Source organism: Salsuginibacillus halophilus (genome assembly GCF_003014715.1).
GTDB classification, from domain to species: Bacteria; Bacillota; Bacilli; order Bacillales; family Marinococcaceae; genus Salsuginibacillus; species Salsuginibacillus halophilus.
In genome coordinates, this window is record NZ_PYAV01000004.1 from 36,474 (window position 1) to 57,751 (window position 21,278).

Sequence of the window (21,278 nt, forward strand, 5' to 3'; positions counted from 1 at the left end):
CAAAAAGTATATACACAAAGACGTGTGCCCTTTATACTAGAAACATTCAAAAAGAAAAGGTGTGTTACATGTGAAAGAGAAGATGCACATGCTGCTAAGTGCCCTTATCATTAGCTCATTAGCTATGCCGTCAGGCGCTGGGGCAGCGGAAAACGATCATGCTTATGAAAAACTATGGGAAGTGCCAATTGAGGATGAAAGAGCCCCGTTGATTGAACCGGAGATGAAAGGTGATGAATTAATCTTTGGTACATATGAACTTGTCGATGGAGTATATGATGCTGATGTTATGACGATTGATCCAGGAACAGGAAATATTAATGAGCGCAATTCGATTGAAGGAATGGATGAAAGTATTGATGTGAATTACCACCCTAAGGAATCGGTATTATCGTCACAGCCAAGGAATCAAAGAGGTGATCTGCAAGTTCATGAAATGGATGGCTCACATGCATTCACGGTAGAAGGTGCGAACCGTATTACTAATGCATATGTGACAAGCGATCATGTCGTGCGGGATGGCGATGATCGGGTAGAGTTGGTTCATCGTAATGGTGAAACAGAAACTTTACTAGAAGATGAGCGAGCTTCGGTAGTGAAGCCAGGTGTAGCAAATAAGCCTATGTTAATTAATAGTGCGAACTACTTAACATTAATGTATCCAGATGGAGACATCCTTTGGCAGACGGAGATCAACCCAGTGACTTCCAGCTTTATCTTAGAGGCGAATAGTGAAGGTTATTACGTTCATACCCAAGGCGAGGTTTGGTTCATTAGTTATGAAGGTGAAAAAGAAGTTGTGTTAAATAAAGCAGAAGACCTCGAGCGAGGTTTGGCATCAATTAACGAACAAGAAACCTATGCTTTTGAAGTACCAATGGTCTATGAATCTGAAATGAATTCAGAATTAAATGTCTATGATCTATCAACAGGAGAGCAGCAAACCTTTTCTGTAGATTTGCCAAGCACCTCATCTACAGCCTATGCGTTGAACACGATTGTTGATGAAACCATTTATAATAGTGGTGTAGGTGGTGAAATCGCAGCGGTTAATATGCAGGGGGTAGAGCAGTGGCGTGTAAGGAGTGAAAGCTCTTCGAAGTTTCAGTCTTGGAGTGGAACTTTATTTAATAATGAATATATTATCAATCATGAGAGACTGGGTGCGACGGTCGAAATGTATAACTTAGATGGTGAAAAGGTGTTTCAGTATGAGTCTGAGGGAGAAAATCAGTTATTCATCGTTTCTCCTTTAGACGAATTGGACCGTTTTGTCGCAGCAACTGAAGATTCATTAAAGATGTTTGCGCCGGCTGGCACAACGGTACCTGACGCTGACCTGCCAGAAGTAATAAAAAACCACAACTGGTCGATTACTTTAAGCGCAGCAGCTGATGAGGCATCTGTTACAGAAGAAAATGTCTTTATTAAAGACGAGGCGGAAAATAAGGTGGATGCAGATGTTACGTTGAATGAATCCGGTGATGAGATCGAGGCAGCAGCCCCGGCAGGCGGGTATGACACAGATGAAGTGTACACACTGCACATTACAGAAGGCGTAACTTCTAAAGATGGAACCCCCTTGCAGGATGACACGGTGCACCCATTCCAGATTACGGAATAACTATACGTGAAAAAGTAGTTATTGTGCAGCGTTTTTGTTCGTAGGTGATATTTCAAGAAGTTTCAGGTGGTGCGTAGGCTATGAATATAGCACTCAAAGAAAGGGTTCAATTAAAAGACGATGAATAAGTAGCATATATTTTTGCATCCCCCTCACGGCAGCGCTGCTGTGAGGGGGATTTTTTAATAGGGGGCTGACCCCTGTCAACAATCGAGGTAGCTGAACGCCCGATCGAAGAGAGCGAACGCCCAATCGAAGAGGTCGAACACCCAATCGAAGGATGTGAACGCCCAATCGAAGGATGTGAACGCCCAATCGAAGGATGTGAACGCCCAATCGAAGGATGTGAACGCCCAATCGAAAGATGTGAACGCCCAATCGGAGAGGGCGAACGCCCAATCGAAGAGGTCGAACGCCCAATCGAAGGGAGCGAACGCCCAATCGAGGGTTGCGAACGCCCAATCGAAGAGAGCGAACACCCAATCGCCGGCAAAAAGCCGCGGTGCATCTCACGCACCGCGGCTTTTGTCATCATTTAAAAATCAATCTGCAGATGTTCCGGCGGGAATTCGTTTAACAGCCGCTGGAAGTCGCCAGGGTTGTTTAATAAGCCGTCTAACGTGTATTGGGCGTTGAACCCGCTTTGCGGACTGCTGACGTTGATGCCATACATCGTCTGGATCCGGTCGATCTCATCGCCGGCGGCATTTGTCGCCACAAACTCAAGCGAGTCGCCAAACGTTAGCGTCGTACTGCCCCGGGCAATTTGAAACGTCCCGCTGCTTGTCTCATGCAGTTGAAACGCGTCTTCACCGTTTGCGACGACCATCAGCTCATTCACATTGCCTGCCGTCTGCACTTCGCCGAGCCGGTTTGGAAACATAATATTATGTCCGCTGAAATTGACCGCGTTAATAAAGCCGCCCGGTGTGATCACATCCACATCGTTTAAGCTGTAAAGCGATGTCACGGCATTAAACAAATCCGCATCTTCCATCAAGTCCGCAAGCGTATCCACCCGGCTTTGAAAGTCGGTTTCATCTTCAACGGTCACTTCGACAGCTGCCGTATAGCCGCCGTCTTCTGTTTCGGCCTGAACCGTAGCTGTCCCGTTACTTTGCGGGGTGATGCGGCCGTTGCTGTTCACGTTGGCCACGTTCGTGTTGCTTGATGTCCAAGTAATGTCTTGATTCAAGGCTGAACTTGGTGAAACTGTCGCATTCACGGTTTCACTTGTCGGCTGCAGCCCGCCGCCGCTTGGGCGGATAAAATGCACGTGGTCCCGGTCAAGCGACAAGCTGTCGACCGTATCCTCATCCGTTTCTAAGCGTACGTCAAACGTATATTCGTTGACTTCATCGCCGCTTGCCGACACAATTTCCACCGCCAGTTCGGCTGTATCATTGCCATCGAGCCGGTCGCCGGCGATGTTCACTTCCGCGTTGGCGTCATCTGGTGTGACATCCACATCGAGCTCTTGAATATTGCTATGGTTGTTCTGCGGTACAACAACATTGCTGTAATGAAGCGTACTGGCGTCTAAGCTCCCTGGGGTCACACCGTTGATCGTAATGTCACCAAGATCCGCATTATCGGACTTCTCATTTTCAAGCAGCACCTGCCAGCCGAAATCGACGGCGCCGTTGATCGCGTAATCGTGGAGCGACCCTTCCACTTCCAGCGTTTCAAATGAAGAATTACTTCCTTCAATGAGTGCGCCTTGCGCCCCTGCGCCGGTTAAAATGGTCCGGTGGTTTTCTTCAGCGGCGAAGTTGTAGCTGCTGAAACTTTCATTATAATCAAGCGCCCGGTCGCTCATGTTCGCATCGGCTTCGTCATCCCCGAGGGCGTAAAAATTGCCGTCAACGACGAGGAATCCGTCGGTTAAATGGCCTTCATCCGGCATCGGCTCTCCGATATGGTCATAATCGCGGGTGCCGTGGCTGCGTTCGCTTTCTGTCGTAAAATCGCCGTGCACCCGGACGACATCGCCTTGCAGTGACGCATCAAACGTGAGCTCATCGTATGCTGAATCCCACGTATCAAAGCCGCCGTAGCCGTTCGTCATCGTGAGCCAGCCGTCGTTGATTAAGTAGTTGCCGTTAATTTCCACAAAGCCGTCATTCACATCGAGCTGCCCGCTTTCCTGGGTGAGTACGTTCTGCCCGAGCGCTCCGTCGACGATCAATTCACCGCCGGCAACATCAATGTTTCGCACGCTTGCTTCGCCGTGCAGCGGCCCGCCTTCCATCGTTAAGCCGTCCTGGGCATGGAGGAGTCCGCCGCCAAGGTTAATGGCACCTTCCTGCACGAAGCTGCCGTCATCGTGCACCACCGTGCCGCCGGCCATGTTGAGCTCACCCTGCTGGGTAAAGTCGCCGTTTACATTCAGTGTCTCACCTGCAAGGTTAAGCACGCCCTGCCAGCCTTGATGCAGCTCATCGTTGACGTTGATTGTCGTGTCACCGTTAACATCAAGGGTGCCGTGCTGTTCGAGCGTGTCGGTTTCCAGCCGGCTGTCATTCAGGTTCAACGTCGCCCGGCGGAACTGCTCCACCCGGTCTGCTTCAATGGAGCCGTGATCCACCCGTACGTGCGCGCAGTCGTGCAGCACTAAGTCGCCGCCGATTTCTGCATCATAACCGTTTAAATCCCAGCGGACATCGCTTGAAATGACTAAGTCGCCGCTCGTTTCATAATCATCCTGAAGCCGCCAGTCATCATGGGTCTGCGGCGCGCGGTGACCTTCGATATATTCCCGAAGTTCCTCGTACGCATTTTCAAGCGAAGTGGCGTTTTCGCCGCTGAAATATTCGCCGCCGGAAGCATCCGTCAGCGCACGCAGCATGTCATCATCGCTGTCTGCTTCGGTCACTAAGTTGATCGTATAAATGGTAACGCCGGCACGGGCAGCTTCTGCGGCTGTGTCGATCGTGCGCGACTGATCAACGGTACGGCCGTCGTTTAAGATAACCATTACGTCTTCATTTGCACTCGTATCATCAAAGGCATCCATCGCTTCATCGAGCCCGGTATACATATAAGCGCCGCCTTCGGGCATATCAATTTCGCCGAGTGCATCGATCAAGTTGTATGTATTATCCGTTAAATCCTGCACGAGCGCAGCTTCATTCGAGAAGCCGACAACGCCGCCGCGGTCATGCTCGGTAAACGTATCCTCTATAAAACCCTGCGTGCCGGACACGCGTGAATTCGTCGTGTCATTCCAGTCCATACTGCCGGAATCATCGACGACAAACATAAAGTCAACGCCCCGGTCGGTGCCGCACACCCGTTCATCAGCAGCTGCGGATTCAGGTGCACCGGCAAACAGCGAGCCACCGGCGATCACTGCACTTAACGCAGCCGGTATCCATGATTGTTTCATACACTTTAACCCCTTTAATGATTATTTTTTTCACAACTTGCGGAAACATTTGCCTGTATCCTTAAAACTTTCAGCGTCTCGCACCGATACAAAGAGTAGGTGATGCGCTATGACAAAAAAACGTTGGACGGCTTATACGACAGCCGCCGTCTTGTTTGCTGCAATCTCAGCAGCAGGCTACAGCTTAGAAAGTGAAACCGTAACCCATGACCCGGAAAAAACGTGGACGATTACATTCTCAACGCCCGTTAATGACAGCGAGTTAACCGACAGCGATGTGTTCATTGAAAGTGATGACGGTGCCGTGCCGGTTGAAGTAGCTGCAGCCGCTGATGAGCGCGAGCTGCTCGTCACACCAGAGACGCCGTATGAAGCAGGTGTTACATACGAACTTCACGTCACTGACAATGTAACCTCGGCTGAAGGCACGCCCCTTGCTGAAGGCGCGGTCAAGCCGTTTGTATACGAAGCCGCTGATGTGATTCAAAACATCGATGTAGCGCACTCGCCACTTGCGCCTGAAGTGACAGTGAATGCAGCTGAAGACGCAATCAGTGCGCAACTTGAGCACGCCGGTGATACATACGACATGCATCCGGCCGGCGGCGGTACATTCAGCCAGGCGGTGGTCGCTTTAGAACCTGGAGATGACGTTAAGATTCGTGTATATGCCCGGGACGAACGGCTGCTTGAAGAAACAACCTGGACAATCCCGGAAGACGAGTAAGGAGGAAAACATATGCCCCGATGGATGGCACTACTTATTATATCGTTCAGTTTCGCAATAACTTTTGCCCCAATTTCAGTTTTTAGTGAAAATGGCAACGGCAGTAACGGTGACAACGGTGATGAAGTTGAACTAGAAGTGGATGAGAAGGATACGTTTCAAGTAACTTTTCAGGATGACGAAGGGTTGAATTGTGATGAAATTAATATTTACAAAGGAGACGAAGCGGAAGGAGACCCGCTCGAACTTGGTCCAGTAGACAATGGTAGCTGCACGTTTCAAGGTTTAGCACCGGGGGAGTACACGGCTGAATACATCAGCAGTGACAACGGTGAAGAAGAAACCGATGACACAACATTTGAGATTGAGAATCCTGTGTTGGACCTCGAAGTAAATGAAGAACATAGTGGCGAGGGCAATGATGAAGGTGAAATAACCGTCTCGCTTGAAGGGGATAATGACAACGAAGATTTCACCGACGGCGCTGACATTGTGCTTTACCGGAGTCAAACGTCAGACGGGGAGCGCGAAGTACAAGAAAGTCAAACGATCGATGAAGATGAAGATGTAGATGAAATCACCTTTGACGACTTAGGTGCCGGCCATTACACCGCTGTCAAAGAGCTTCATGACGTGGAAAGCGAACCGTCTGACGAAGAGGTTGTTGAAGATGGTGAACAACCGGATTTCAGCATCACCGGCGATGATCCGCTTGAGGTGGTCGCCGGCAGCTGGAGTACAGATGAATTAAATGACGGGGTGGAGCTTGAATACAACATTGAAGACCCTGTCACAAACTTTAGTGAGCTTGACGGTGAATTGGATTACCGCACGTGGGACGGAGGAAAAATTGAGGTTGAAGATAATGGTGATACGTGGTCAAGCGATAACGGACTTAACGACCTTGAAACCCGCGCTGGTAAATACACTGTCACTTATTACGTAAAAGAAAACGGTGATAACGACTATGAAGAACTTGGCGAGCGCGAGCTAACGGTCGCACCGCCGGCACCGTCGATTGTAAATGAATATGACACGTGGGAAGCCGCCGATGAGCTAGGTAAAGACGGGCAGGAGCGCTTTGATTACGAATATGGTGCACTCCACATCGACCGTGGTGATCTGGAGAATGAATTAGATGTGGATGATTTAACGATCACTTACAGCGGAGGTACAGTGAATAACTTTGAAAATCGCGAGGATGGACAGCTGCTCCTCTATGACCTTCCGCTCGGAGATGGTTACACGATCACCCAGACGGTCAATAACGTGACAAGTGCTGCTTCTGCGCCGGCCGTCAGTCTTGAAGACACGACCTGGCCTTATTTCCAGTTTGATGGTGACGGAGTGTACGGTGAGGAAGGCGATAATGACACGGATGATGAGGAATTAGATGAATTCCTAGAAATCGTCGAAGGTGACAACTTAACGGATGCAGATATTCGTGCGGATATAACAGCACGCGATAACGTAGACGGCAGCTTAACCGGTGCGATTGAATACGACCGGAGCGACGTTGACACCGACAGTGCCGGCTTGTACACGCTCACGTATGCGGTGGCAGATAGTGCAGGAAACGAGCAGACCCTTCGCCGCGATGTACACGTCCGGCCGCCGGCGCCGCGTGCGATCGGGAGCCCGGCAGAGATTGGTACAGTCGACGCCGTTGAAGGTATGCCGGGACTTGAAGTGCACTTGTTTGAACAGGGTATTGATGATGCTCAAGAAGAAGAAACATTTCCAGATAACGAAGACACGTTCACTTTCCTGCCGCTTGATGATGAAGGCGAGCGCGATCGTCTGGAGCCCGGGGTGTATTTCGTCCGTCAAGTGTTAGAGGATGGCGGGGAAACCCTCGAAAGCCCCCGCTCCAATTTAGTTGAAGTGGAGGAAACCGAGTCCCCGGTCATTGAGCTCGAAGGGGATGCGAATGTGGAAGTGACTTTTTCTGATGAAGATCCGTACAAATACGACGATCCCGGCGCAGTCGCTACAGACTACTTGTACGGCGATTTGCGAGAGCTGCTGCATGATGACAGTGACGAAGATTCTTCGGTGGAATTGACGCTTGAATCATCCATCGGAGATGAAGTAACGCAAAGTAATGATGACAGTAGTGATAAATACTTTGAAGATGTATTTGGTTTCTCAGAAGGTAATGACGAAACGGAAGATGAAAAACTCGAACTCCCGGCGCCGGGGGCGTACTCGATCACGTATAACGCTTCGGTCAGAAGCGGCAATGACGCCACACCGGTCACGCGCAATATCGAGGCCCGGCCGCCGCAGCTTGAAGATGTTGAGGCCGGTGACGCAGGCGATGGTGAAATCGACGTAAACGATATCCACGTGTATGACGGATACACAACGACCGTACGTCTGCTCGATAATCACGGCGAGCTCGTTGAGGAAGCAGATGTGAGCAATGGAAGCTCGGCTGATGAGGATCATACATTCACCGGCGTACCGGCGGCCGGCGGCTATCAAGTTGTGCAGGAAGTTAACGGACAGGAGAGTGCGCCATCGGAGGCAGTGGATGTCCGCCTCCGTGATAAGCCGCTCGAATTTACAAGCTTCCGCCTCATCACAGAAGATGGCGTCAGCGTACCGGGCCAGCTCGACCATGATGAAGGTGACATTCATGCCGTCGTGCCAGCGGATACGTTCAGTACGAATCACGGTGATGAAGACTTTACCGTCGAATTCAGCACAAGCAGTAGAGTAGAGAACGTGGAGCAAGGAAATAATATAGAAAGTGGTGACGAAGTTTCCCTCGGGCGCAGTGGAGAAACCTTCACACTTGAAGACGCTGATGGTGATGACAAGACGTACACTTTAAATATTGAAGAAGCCGAGCATGCGGTTTCGCCCGGTTTCAGCGGCGCAGTCATCTCTGAAACTGACGCCGGGGACGGGGCCCTGTTTGATGGGACGAACGCCGGCTTTATGAGCGCTGCAGCAAACAGCGGCGCTGTGCACGCAACCGAAGACTGGCAGCTGTATATACCGGGCCGTGCAGTGCCTGGCATAAGTGATCCAGCCGTGCAGCAGCATAACCGCCTCTCATCAGCACTTGACGGCTGGAGCAATTTGACGGTGCCGGACTGGGCGCATTCAAGCGAGACAAATGAAGTGTTCGACATCCACACCGGTCAAGGCGGTGTCCTCGCTGAGCCATTCGTATTTGCCACCGAGGAAGACGGCACTTCCTTCGTCCGCGTTGTGGAAACGGACGACGGCATTCACGGCTACGCCCAGCCAAGCACCACGAGCACGCTGCAGGGTGCGATCCACCAAAGCGGCACGTACGCCGTACTTGAAGACATCGACACGCCAGCGGCCCCTGAAGCAAGCGCAGCGAACGAAACAACGTTCGAGCTTACCGGCGACAGCGGTGCCGACATTTACTACACGACTGACTCAACCGCGGTAGACTACGTGGCCGGGGCGGAAAATACAGCCGGCCTCACGCTGCGCGGCGAAAGTGTCGCCGATAGCGCCTGGTCCTTATATGATGAACCGGTGGAACTTGACGCCGGAGAGCGCTTGTACGCAGTTCAGGAAGTCGATGGGTTGTTCAGCTTCGTTGAAAGTGTTCATATCCCGAGCGGCTACACAGCATCAGAAGAAAACATTAGCGAAACGCATACGTGGACGGTCGACTTCAGCACAGAGGTAGACGAGAATTATGTCCGCGCGCCGTACTTCACCGTTACCGAAGCGGAAACCGGCGAAGAAGTTGACGTCAACTTAAGCACAACCGACGACGGCGCCGGGGTGCATATCGCAACGAGCACACCGTATCAAAGCGGCAGCACGTACGAAATGACGATCCACCCCGACGTCAAAGCAGCGAACGGCCGCTCCCTCACCGGCGGCGGCGAAGTCACCTTTACAATTGAATAAAACTGCTGAATCAAGAGGAGCGCCGCAAAACAGGCGCTCCTCTTGATTTATATCTGCGGTGAACGCCCAATCGAAGGTTGCGAACGCCCAATCGAAGGTTGCGAACGCCCAATCGAAGGTTACCGGCTCATCATCACGCGTCAGCTGCTGGTGAAATATACAGATGGCTTCGCGGCTTCTCCAGCCGCACACAACCTGCTTCCTGCAGAAATCGCGTGACCGCCTTCGCCTGCGGAAGAAAGAGAAATGATTGAATTTCAGCATTAGTAAAGGGTTCGCTGCTTAAAGCAAAAAAGTCCTCTAGCGCGGTAACATGGCCTTTTGCTGCGATCTGATCGCACTTTTCACACCGCCAGCGTCTGTTCACCCACCGCGCCGTCAACATTTTGCAGCCGGCACACCAAACGCCGCCTGGCACCTGCTCGCGCGCCAGCCCCCATTGTTCCAAAGGCGGCGGAGGCATTGGCGTATGTGCGTCAATTAACGCTTTGCACCAAAGCCGGCTCGCATCATGGCGAGCACGTCCTGTAGGCGTGTCGCCCTTCATAATGCGCTTTATGGCCCAAGATATCTCATCCGGACGCAGCAGGAGGGCACCTTCCGGCCGCTGCAGCACATGATCAGGATGGGTGAAAACAGCAAGATGGTGAACGTCCAGTTGAGGCAGCCCCATACGTTTCGCCCAAGTTTGTAGTTGTTCAGAAGTACTTTCAAGCTGAAGGAGTGGATTCGGAAATTGTTCGGTGGCGCCGTCAATCCGGCGGGTTAAGAGGCCGTGAGGCGAATCAATTTGGATCGTCCCTTTGAAGTTCTTCGCTTCAAGTAGAAATAACCGAGGCGGAGCAACAATCATCGCATCAATTTGGAAATGACCGCCTGTTGGTGCCGGCAGCCTGAGGTCCTGAAGAATATGAAAGGATTGAAAGAAGCGGTTGAAAATGAAGGTGAGGCTTTGCTCGCCGCGGTAGCCCGCGCGGCGCTTATAATACGACGCCTCAAGTTTGGGGTAGGCAGGATGAACTGCCGGTAGCCGCTGCATGAGCACATCCAGCTGACGAAGCGGCGCAGGTGGTTTTAACGGTTTCACAATCAATCGGAACACCCTCTCAAAGAATTAACCATATTATACCTCAATCGATTAGAAAATCCAGAGAAAAGAGTGCGAACGCCCAATCGAAGGAGGCGAACGCCCAATCGAAGGAAGCGAACGCCCAATCGAAGGAAGCGAACGCCCACTCGAAGGAAGCGAACGACCAATCGAAGGAGGCGAACGCCCAATCGAAGAGAGCGAATGCCCAATCGGGGGAGCTGAACGCCCAATCGAAGGAAGCGAACGCCCACTCGAAGGAAGCGAACGCCCAATCGAAGGAGGCGAACGCCCAATCGGGGGAGGTGAACGCCCAATCGAAGGAGGCGAACGCCCAATCGAAGTAGCTGAACGCCCAATCGAAGGAAGCGAACGCCCAATCGGGGGAGGCGAACGCCCAATCGATGATAATGCGGCGGTCGAAGTTCTTTCGCCGAAGTTTTTCCGCCGTTATTATTAAAATTTTCCTCTATGCAGCCGATATTAAATATATATGTCCTCGTTTACACGGCACACATAAATGGATAGAGACAGCATTTTGAAGGAGGAAGAAAGTTGATGAAAAAAAGATGGGCCGGCTGGCTCGGCGCAAGTACGGCAGCTATTGCGGCAGGCGCCCTGCTCGTAACTGCCGGCGGCGATACAGATGAAACAGCAAAAGCTGGAGAGAGCTCACCGGCATTGACGGCTTCTACAGTATATGAAGAAAACCGCCGCTCAATTTTCACAGTACATATTTACGCTGAAGACGTACAGAACATGGCAGGGGGCGAGCTTGAGCTCTCCTATGACCCGGATGTCCTTGCCGCCCGCGAGTTTGAGCGCGGCAGCCGGCTCGCTGAAGAAGATTTCTTATTTGAAGATGACAATTTAGAAGACGCTGGAGACGGGCAGATTCGGGCTGCCTGGGCGAACGACACCGGCATTAGCGGCAGCGAAAAAATTGCTTCCATTGAATTCCGACTGATGGAAAGCGAAGGGCAGACCTCGCTTAACTTAAACGGCTCCGAGTTGTATAACGAAAACGCCGAACAAATGGACCCGGCACTGATCCACGGCCAAGTGCGGCCGTTTGATGGGACGGAGATGGAAGAGACAGAAGCAGCCGGGCCGGATAAAGCGTGGGATATTACGCTAACCGCACCAGTAGATCCGTCTACGGTGGCCACAGAAAATATTCACGTTTGGCATGAAGGTGACGATCACGAAGTACCTGTGACATTTGACGTAAGTGACGATCGGAAGTCGTTCAGCGTGAGCGGCCGTGATGGTTTCGATGCAGGGGATTACACGATGTATATTGAGCCATTTATCACGTCAGAAAATGGCGACGTTCTTGAGGAAGCTGTGAAATTTCCATTTACGATAGAAGATTAAGAAGGAGGAAACAAGCTGTGTTCAATAAACGACTTACAGGCAGCGCCCTCACCGCCGCCGGCCTGCTGCTGTTTGCCGGCAGCGCGGCAGCGGCGGACGGCTCAATGTCTCTCGGCGACGAGCGCGCACTTGAAAACGAAGTAACGATTCCGCTCGTTCTGCAGGATGTAGATGATCTTGACCGCGGTCAGTTCGAAATTACCGCCCCGCGCGACGGAACGGCGTTCACATTTTCTGACTACGACGTAAAAGACGCTTTTCAAGACCACTTTCACGTGAATACCCGCCAGGAAGACCACGCCCTTGTGATCGATTTCAGCTCCCGCGGTGGTGCAGTTGATTTTGACCGTGAAACTGTGCTTGAGCTTACGTTCACCCCTGAAGAGGCAGATCAAACCGAGACGACGATCAACATATTAAACCATGACCTTGAAAACAGCAGCGGCAACAGCATCATCCCGGATACATATGGTGGCACGTTAGAGCACGGCCATAAACCAGGCGATCCGGCCGGAGAGGACCGGGTTTCGCCGGCGTCTGCGATTCAAGTACTGCAGCACGTGAGCGGTCACCGGCCGATGAGTGATGGACATCTCCGGGATGTTGCAGATGTAAGCAGTAACGGCTACTTAACGACTTCTGACGCACAGGCGATCCTCCGAAAAGCGATCGGCACCCAGGATTCGTTTTTATCAATCATGGCGCCGGAATCGACAAATATTTTAGAAGGTCAGGCGGTAACGATGGCACTTGGCGCGAACCACGGCAACCCGCCTTATACGTATAACGTATCAAGCGGCAGTCTTCCGCGCGGCCTTGAGCTCGATGAAAATAGCGGCACCATTTCCGGCACACCGACAAGAGATGAAGAACGGACTTTTGAGCTTTCTGTCACTGACCGTCTCGGGGACACAGCGTTCCAGGAACTCAGCATACGTTCCATAGAAAGTGAAATTGAACAAGTAGCACACATCCCAACAATAACAATGGCTTCCGGCGATTCCCCTGACTTTCCAGCACGTGTTGAAGTGACGTACGAAAGTGGAGATACATCTCTTGAAATCGTTGAATGGGACGACTTTGATGCTGAAGAACCGGGATTGTACCCGGTGTACGGTGAGCTTGGCGATACGTTATTAAATATTCAAACAGAAGTGCTCGTACAAGAAGAACCAGCCATTCTTGATGTTGATGCAAACCATCAGGGCGGGATTTTCTCGCTGCATGAATTATATGTGGATACAACAGATGAGGTCTTTACTGTGCAGCTGCAAGAAGTTGAGGGTGAAAATGAGCCTGTCAGCTTTCACTACGAAGGTGGTGAGCAGTACAGTTTAGCCACCCCGCAGTTCGACCCTGGTACTGAAGTACGTGTGGAAGCTCATAACCGTTACGAAGAACTGATTGATGTGTCTTATCTTACAATGCCTTAAAGGAGGAACATGATGCTTAAAGCAAGCGTGGGTGTGCTTTTTGCCGCTGTAGCGTGTGCAGGTTTTGCCTGGACGGCTGCGGCTGAAACCGCACCTCCCTACAATTATGACTTTGAACCGATCGAAGCTGACGACGCTGACTTCGAGTTCAATCAAATCGATAACTTAAACAAAATGGTTGTCGACTTTGATTACGAGCTGGATGCAGAAGCAGCGCCTTCAATTTCGACAAATGCCCCGGGACTGATCAACCATGTTGAACGAAGCGGAAATACGTTAGAGATCTATTTTACAAACCGCCATATCGATTCTTTTTTAGATTACAGCTGCGTGTTTTCAAGTGATTGTACCTATTATATTGAAATTCCACCCCGTTCTTTAACAGATGACCAGCCGGCACTGCCTGTTGAAGGTTATCAAATTCCGTTTCAGCTGCATGATATCATTCCAGGGTTCAAGTCTACATTAATGGATGCAGACGAAGACACAGCGAATGCGATCTTAGACGGAAATCCTCCGGTGGATATTAATATTCATGTGCCGGAAATGTTTATGACAAACATTGAAACCATTCACCGCTATGCTGGTATAACCGATTCAGCGGATCTCCGGCCGATTACAAATATAGATATTGAAGCAGCTGATGAGGTACATACCGTACACATGCAGGCACCAAATGGTATAGAGCGTCACCTTCAGCGTCATGATCGTCACGGATACTTTACAACAGGAACTGCAGGGATTGAAGCTGATGAGGGAGAAGATGGTGACAGTGATTACAATCGGGATTACAGATCTGTAGATGAAATTCAACTTGATGCTTACGATGCATATGGACGTTACTTAGAAAGGCGCTCTTTTAAACTGCGCGTCAGGGACACATCCGATGATTTCATTATCGATGATTACATCACAGATGATAGTAGTCATTTCGGCCAAACGTACACATTGTATGAATTAATGGAGGATGAAACGCTGCTTCAAGAAATTGTTGAAGAGCTTCCAGCAAGTCAGCTGGATCATTTAGGTGTGACTTATGCGAACCGTAACAACATGGCGCAAGTGGACAGCTTTGAGAGTTTCACTCAAGCTTTAGATGACCCGGACATTTCCACGATTGAATTAACAGGAGACATTCAAGAATCATCTGACGTAGAAGCTGTCGAACTTCCGCGCGATTTAACGATTGTTGGAAACGGTCATACTTTGGATGCTGCAAACCTTGTGCTAGGAAGTGGAAGCGGTGAAACGCTAGCATTACGCGACCTTAACCTAGAAGGTGGGGCATCTGCTGTGAGTGTTTATATCGATACCGGGGCTGATGGAACAGCAATTTTAGATGACGTTGATATCGACGGTAATGTCATGGTCGAGAGCTTAGGAAACGCCTCCGGTTATTTTCATAATGTAGCAGCCCACGGTGTTGATGTTTATGATAACGACACGCATATCCGCATCAGCGGCGACAGCGAGCTTGCTTCTGATGGCGGTGACGGGCTGCACGTCCGCGAAGGTGAAAACCATACAATTGATCTTCACGCAGATGACATAAGAATTGCTACAGCCGACGGGGCTTCGATCTCACGGCTCACAGCTTACGGTGAAAATACTGAAGTTGCCGGTGGTAGTGAAATTGATAATATGTACGGCCATGGTTTGACAAGCATTGTATTTGAAGAAGAACAAAGCGGTGATATAGTGCGTGAAGCTTCGCGCGAGGCATGGGAAGATGGTGTCCGCTTAATGATTGAAGAAATTCAGCTTGAGAATGGGACAACCATGCACTTCGGCCAAGCTGATATCACATGGGTGAAAGAGAGTTATGATGATTTAGACGGCCATGAAGACTTTTATATCAACTGGAATGAATCTACAAATTATCTTGAGCTTCAAAACGTTGACGGTAACGGCGGAACTGTTGAATTTACAGCAGCTGACGGCGGGAACTACAACGTAACCCTTGATGTCACAATCACGAACTAATTAACGCAGTAAAGGAGGTTCAATATGCAAAAGTTCAAACTTTTATATACAAGCCTGGGCGCTCTTTTGCTGCTGTTGTTTACGCTGATTTATAGTGCAGGCGTTTATGCCTACGGGCTCGGCACAGAAGATAACAGTTTAGATACGGGTCACGAACATACCTTGTATTTAACTGAAGATGGACATGTCTTCGGCTACGGGGACAATGGTTACGGTCAGCTCGGCGTCGGGCCGGGCAGCTTCAGTGATCCGGAGCCGGTGAATCACACTGACGGCTCCCGTCTCGTGGATGTCCGCAGTGTTGCAGCAGGCGCTTATCACAGCGTCGCGCTGACAAACGACGGCACGGTTTATACGTGGGGGAACAATATGGCCGGTCAGCTTGGGGATGGCACGACGAACAACAATGATAACTTTACAGAAGTTCAAGGTATTGATACAGATATCACAGCCATTGCCGCAGGTGACTATCATACACTTGCACTCGATGAGAACGGCGATGTCTGGGCGTGGGGAGATAATGCGTTCGGACAAGTAAACAGCAGTCAAAACTATGACCCGGACCCAGAAATTGTGAGCGGTCTGCAGGGCATCGTATCGATCGCCGCAGGTGCTGAACACTCGGTGGCGGTGAATGGACAAGGCGAGGTCTTCTCTTGGGGGCGCGGTGAAGAAGGACAGATGGCTGACGGCAACACGACCCGTGTGAACAACGCCCCTGTGCAGGCTAACAATATTAGTGATGTCCGATTTGCTGCTGCCGGAAAACATCATACGATCGCTTTGCGTGAAGACCGGGAAAACTTATGGGGCTGGGGCAGCAATGATTACGGCCAGCTTGGCAATCAAAACCGCTCCGAATATTTAGCGCCACAGCAGATCCCGGACTTACAGGGGCTGCAGGACATCACCGCCCATGAAAACTATACGGTAGCACTTGAGGACAATGGCTCGGTACGTGTGTTTGGCGAAAACACAGCCGGCTCATGGCCGAATGCCGGAAGCAGTGCAAGTGCGGCGCCGGTGCTAATGCAGAACATGAGCAATGCGACCGCCGTTGCTGCTGGCGGTGATCGCTCAAGTGAAACGCACGTGCAGGCGGTTGATGAAGACGGGGATCTATGGAGCTGGGAGATGAGTACGGCGAATCCGTCAACAAACCAACCGGAGTTTTCTGAAATCACAGGTGCACACACCGTTTTTCAGCCATCAATTTACCCTTTTGTTCAAGGACAGGAAGTTTTATTCCGCTATGAAGGAAGTGCCCAGGATGTTCGGGTGACAGGTGAGTTCAATGACTGGAACGAGATTCGGATGAATCAGGTAAGTTCTGGCGTGTGGGAAATTCAGCTGACGATCCCGCCGGGAGACTACCGTTACGGCTTTGAGGTGAACAACAACTGGACGGTTGACCCGTTTAACAGCAGCCGCACGACTGATGGCAGCGGCAGCACGTACAGTCAGTTGTACGTCCCGGATTATGATCCAGCGAGTCCGACTGTGGACGCTTCTGCCGGAGAAGCGACGTTTACGTATTCGAGTTATGATGAACATGGAGACCTCGAGCTTGATGCAGAAACGAGCCAAGTGGCTGTGATGGGGGATTTTACTGATTGGGCTGAAGTCAGTATGAACCGCCGGGGCAACCATACGTGGGAGCTCACTTTGCCGATTGATCCAGGCGAACATCATTACCGTTTCGTTGTAAATGATGCGCACACGTCAGGTTCTTCTGAAATTCGGGACCCTCTAAATGGCAACAGCCAGGATCATGCGATTACCGGACAGACAAACAGTATCGTCAACGTGAGTGATGAAACCCAGGTGGAAGTACCGGTCAACGGAGTCAGCATTAACCGTAACGACCCGATCAACTTGCAAGTGGGCGAAACCGAGAACTTGTTATACAGCATTCAACCTTCAAATGCAACGAATCAAAACGTCCGCTGGCGCTCAACGGATGATACCGTAATGTCAGTAGAAAGCGGAACAATTACGGCGCAAGATGAAGGGAGTGCTGCAGCGGTTGTAACAACAGCTGACGGCGGATATGTTGATACAATTCCAGTACAGGTAAGCCCATCAGAGCAGGCGGTGCCGTATCCGCAGACAGGATATGAAGACTTCGGCGAAATGACGAATGTGTCGCCGGATAAGGAATGGAGCATTGACTTTAGTCAAAACGTGAATCCATCCTCCGTGCACAGCAACAACTTTTACGTCGTTGATGAACGCGATGAAGAGGTCGCGGTTGCAGCGCGTGTGGACCCACAGGACGCTTCAAACGTAACGATTGAGCCGCTCAGCGGATTTTCTTACGATAATGGCGCCACATACTATTTATTCATTGAAGAAACGGTTGAAAATATGCATGGCTATCACATGGCTGAAGCCGGCCACATGAAATTTACAATTGAACCATAAGCGAAGCCCCTGCCGTTCATGCGGCAGGGGCTTTCATATGATGACAGCCGGCCACCGCCGGCTTTTGACCACCTAAGAGAAGCGAACGCCCAATCGAAGGGGATGAACGCCCAATCGAGGAGGATGAACGCCCAATCGAAGGAGGCGAACGCCCAATCGAGGAGGATGAACGCCCAATCGAAGAGTGCGAACGCCCAGCCGCGGCTGGGCGTTCGTTTATTCATCATCATCGACAGCTTCGCTTAGCCGGTACATGAAGCCGGCCATCTTCTGTCCCCAATAGGGATCAGAGGCGTAGCGGACGTTCATCCCAGCACCTTTAAATCCTGGGAAAGGACCTTCATACCGCCAGTCATTTTCGTCTAAATAGCCGTTGCTGATGAAAGCAGCCCCTTCGATCACACCGTCTTTCATAGATTCATAGGTCGTCGCATTTTCAAACGGATTGCTGTCTACTGCGTTAATGCCGAAAAAATTATTTTTCTCTTCGGCAATCATGCTTTCGCCCCAGCTGCTTTCGTGAATCGCATGGGTCAGTAAATAGAAGGCGTTCGTGTCATGCTTGTCCTCAGCTTTAAAGAAGTATTCAATGCCTTCGCGCAGCGGGGCGTCCGGCCGGTGTTCAGCAAAAATGTCGTCAAAATCATCTTCATCTAAGTCTGTCGGCTCAGTAATGTCCTTAAACGTGTACGGGTGCTCATACATATCTTCTCCAAAATTGATGCCATCTGTGCTGTAAGCCCGCTCGCCTTCATCTAAAAAGTCTGGTGCCGGCCCGTAATGATACGCCCCGTCGTAACCGGCAGCGCGGTGAATGTAATGATACAGCTCGCCATTGTTATTTTTGTAATAGGAGCGGTTCGGTTTAGTCACTTCCGGGCGAAGCTCTACAGCTGCTGCCGGGGTGTACCCGTGCGCACCGGAGATTTCAACTTCGACCCAGTCCTCTCCGGCTGAAAGCAATTCCATCGTTGTATGACCAGCCACGTATGTGATCGCCCCACCGCCGGAAGCAAGATTTTTCGTTGGATAAATGTTTGTTACAGCAGCCCCGGTTACAGCTGTCCCCTCGTGTGCCCAGACGACTTCTTCATCTTGTAGAATAGCATCGTGCTCATCAACTTGTTCACGGGCGGCCTCCCAAGTTTCAAACGAATCGGTACGCACCCAGTCACCATCCACATGATCTGCAGTCTCCCACGTGACCGTTTCTGTTTCAAATGGGTGGGTAATCGTCTCGTCCATTGCGGTGCCATCGGCAGAAGCAGCTGTTTCATCAACCGTTAATGTATATGTACGGTTTGGCTCGTAATCGGTGAGCGGAATGACTTGAACAGCTTCAGGTGTGCCATCGACCGGCTGCACGGAAATGTCATGCGCGCTGTCGTCTTCATCTATGATTTGAATTGCGGCTTCTGCTGTATCAACGTCGACGGCTTCGTTCCACGTAATCGTCCATGTGTGGTCAATATCGATGTCGCTTTCTGGTGCTTCAAACGCTGCAGCGGCTGTTGGTAATATTAAACCGCCGCAAATCAGCGTAACTCCTGTTAACAGGCGCATGCTTAGGTCCTCCTTAACTACTTCACTTGAAAGATTTGATAAACCCCGTCCGGAAGAGGTTCGCCCGCTTCATTTGTAATTTCGTCGTTTACATACAAACGGTAGCGCTCATCTTCGTTGTAACCTGCCGGCGGTGCTGTGATATGAATCTCGTTCCCGTCTAAAGCCATCTCAAGGTTTTCTACAGGCTCGCCGTCACTTCCGGCAATTTCGATAACGTCAGCCGGGTCATCGATGGCCGGCGGCTCGGAAAATGTGATTGTCCACGTATGGTCACTGTCGACTTCAGCCGTTTCGCCGTTATCCCACGGATCATAAGTCACAGATTCCCAAAGCCGGCCGGCATCGAGCCTTGAAAAGGGTCCGGCTTCAAGGTCGGTCGTCTGCTCCTGAAACTGACCGTGGTCAAGCGCAGCCTGCTGCACATCCGTATAAGTCAGTTCCTCATGGTTTTGTAAGAGCAGTGCGCTGAACCCGGCAAAAACAGGGGCGGCAAATGAGGTACCGGTTGCAATCACAAAATCATTTTGAATATGGGTTGTAACTAACTCTTCACCAGGCGCGACGATATCCACCTGGTCGTGATGAGTGGAGAAGTTTGATAAAGTCCCGTCTTCAGCATGTGAGCCGACAGCAATAACGCCATCGTGACTGGCTGGGTAAAATGGTGCTGTGTCCCCTTCATTGCCGGATGATGCGACCACAAGTGCACCGTCATCTGCTGCCCGCTCCATAGCTATAGCTTCGGCATCTGAAAATGTCGGAGCTCCTAAGCTGATGTTAATAATATCAGCATCATGTTCGAGGGCGTAATCAACACCGCGCAGCATGGTTGCACTAGAGGAGGAACCGCTGTCCTCTGAAACTTTCACCGGTAAAATCTCAACGGGGGAGGTACCGGCAATGCCAGCAATCCCAAAGTTATTGTCCGCTTCAGCAGCAATGATGCCGGCTACCTGCGTACCATGGCCTGTGAGGTCCGTCACATCATCTGAGTCATCGATCGCATTGTAAGCCCCGTCAGCAAGGCGATTTTGCAGGTCATTGTGTTCTGTATCAATGCCGCTGTCGATAACGGCAACAGTAACGGGTTCCGTATCTGTCAGCGCCGCTTCCCAAATGGAGGGCATATCCATAAACTCGTGCGACCATTGGTGTTCAAAATATTCATCGTTAAAGAAGTGATCCTCATGATCGTCGAAGAAAAAGTCGGTATACCGCGCGACGCTTTTTTCGCTGCCAGGTGCAGGGGCTTCGCCGGCAGCCGGTGTATGAATCGCAAGCCCGAGGTTAGGGAGCTCTTCGATATTTTCATGGTGAGTGAGGCTTGTGCGCTCACTTGATTCACGGTCGATGATGTACTGCTCCTCAGCCGCTCCAGCCGCCGGTGCTGCAAAGGCGGTCAATACACCAAAGCTTAAAGCTGCTGCATAGTTTTTTGTCATATTCAAAGGTGACGCCCCTTTATGATCAATTCGTATTTCTTCTATAATATCGTCTGCGTAAAGCAATTGTTCAATGAACGCATGATAATTTCAAGTTTTAAAGGTTGTTCATGCGGAAATAACAATTGTTGCTGACGAAATGGAAGGTGAAGACGAAGTTTCTTCAGTTAGTCTTGATGCGAATCATGAAGCTGAATCGCTGTTTATCGATGTTGAACTTAAATGTGCTGATGCAGATGTTGAAGATTTAACTGACCTGTAGTGCGCGAAGAGTGTGACGGAGTGCGCGATAACTGTGGCGGAGTGCGCGATAACGCAAAA

At 50.6% G+C, this 21,278-nt stretch carries 12 protein-coding genes; 8 read left to right on the forward strand and 4 right to left on the reverse strand.

From position 1 onward, the window contains the following. Positions 1-70: 70 nt before the first annotated feature. Positions 71-1,624 (forward strand): hypothetical protein, encoded by a 1,554-nt coding sequence (locus B0H94_RS04180; protein WP_106587998.1) that lies wholly within the window; start codon positions 71-73, stop codon positions 1,622-1,624. 535 nt (positions 1,625-2,159) lie between these two features. On the opposite strand, the gene B0H94_RS04190 is transcribed toward B0H94_RS04180, so the two are convergent. Further along, entirely contained in the window at positions 2,160-5,012 is a 2,853-nt protein-coding gene (locus B0H94_RS04190) for a vWA domain-containing protein (protein ID WP_106588000.1), read from the reverse strand. A 109-nt stretch (positions 5,013-5,121) separates the two neighbouring features. Between B0H94_RS04190 and B0H94_RS04195 the strand changes: the two genes are divergently transcribed. Both B0H94_RS04195 and B0H94_RS04200 read left to right on the forward strand, forming a co-directional pair. Next, on the forward strand, positions 5,122-5,739 hold the full coding sequence (locus B0H94_RS04195; protein ID WP_106588001.1) for an Ig-like domain-containing domain: 618 nt from the start codon (positions 5,122-5,124) through the stop codon (positions 5,737-5,739). A 12-nt stretch (positions 5,740-5,751) separates the two neighbouring features. After that, entirely contained in the window at positions 5,752-9,645 is a 3,894-nt protein-coding gene (locus B0H94_RS04200; protein ID WP_106588002.1) for an immunoglobulin-like domain-containing protein, read from the forward strand. 133 nt (positions 9,646-9,778) lie between these two features. Here B0H94_RS04200 and B0H94_RS04205 read toward each other — a convergent pair whose 3' ends face one another. Beyond that, positions 9,779-10,732, reverse strand: coding sequence for a nuclease-related domain-containing protein (locus B0H94_RS04205; protein WP_106588003.1), 954 nt, complete (start codon positions 10,730-10,732; stop codon positions 9,779-9,781). A gap of 558 nt (positions 10,733-11,290) precedes the next feature. On the opposite strand from B0H94_RS04205, the gene B0H94_RS04215 reads away from it, so the two are divergent. The 4 genes from B0H94_RS04215 to B0H94_RS04230 are packed head-to-tail and all read left to right on the forward strand — an operon-like array spanning position 11,291 to position 17,949. Continuing rightward, positions 11,291-12,109, forward strand: coding sequence for a cohesin domain-containing protein (locus tag B0H94_RS04215; RefSeq protein WP_106588005.1), 819 nt, complete (start codon positions 11,291-11,293; stop codon positions 12,107-12,109). A gap of 17 nt (positions 12,110-12,126) precedes the next feature. Then, complete coding sequence (locus tag B0H94_RS04220; RefSeq protein WP_106588006.1) at positions 12,127-13,542, forward strand: putative Ig domain-containing protein; 1,416 nt, start codon at positions 12,127-12,129, stop codon at positions 13,540-13,542. 12 nt (positions 13,543-13,554) lie between these two features. Beyond that, positions 13,555-15,525 (forward strand): pectate lyase-like adhesive domain-containing protein, encoded by a 1,971-nt coding sequence (locus B0H94_RS04225; protein ID WP_106588007.1) that lies wholly within the window; start codon positions 13,555-13,557, stop codon positions 15,523-15,525. Positions 15,526-15,549: 24 nt separating this feature from the next. Next, the gene (locus B0H94_RS04230) at positions 15,550-17,949 is read left to right on the forward strand and encodes an RCC1 domain-containing protein (protein ID WP_106588008.1); all 2,400 of its coding nucleotides are present in this window, start codon (positions 15,550-15,552) and stop codon (positions 17,947-17,949) included. Positions 17,950-18,165: 216 nt separating this feature from the next. Here the strand turns inward: B0H94_RS04230 and B0H94_RS04240 are convergent, their stop codons facing one another. Then, positions 18,166-19,512, reverse strand: coding sequence for a glucosaminidase domain-containing protein (locus B0H94_RS04240; RefSeq protein WP_106588010.1), 1,347 nt, complete (start codon positions 19,510-19,512; stop codon positions 18,166-18,168). A gap of 17 nt (positions 19,513-19,529) precedes the next feature. Then, positions 19,530-20,957 (reverse strand): S8 family peptidase, encoded by a 1,428-nt coding sequence (locus B0H94_RS04245; protein WP_245893908.1) that lies wholly within the window; start codon positions 20,955-20,957, stop codon positions 19,530-19,532. 139 nt (positions 20,958-21,096) lie between these two features. Between B0H94_RS04245 and B0H94_RS15405 the strand changes: the two genes are divergently transcribed. Then, on the forward strand, positions 21,097-21,219 hold the full coding sequence (locus tag B0H94_RS15405; protein ID WP_282432529.1) for a hypothetical protein: 123 nt from the start codon (positions 21,097-21,099) through the stop codon (positions 21,217-21,219). Positions 21,220-21,278 lie beyond the last annotated feature (59 nt).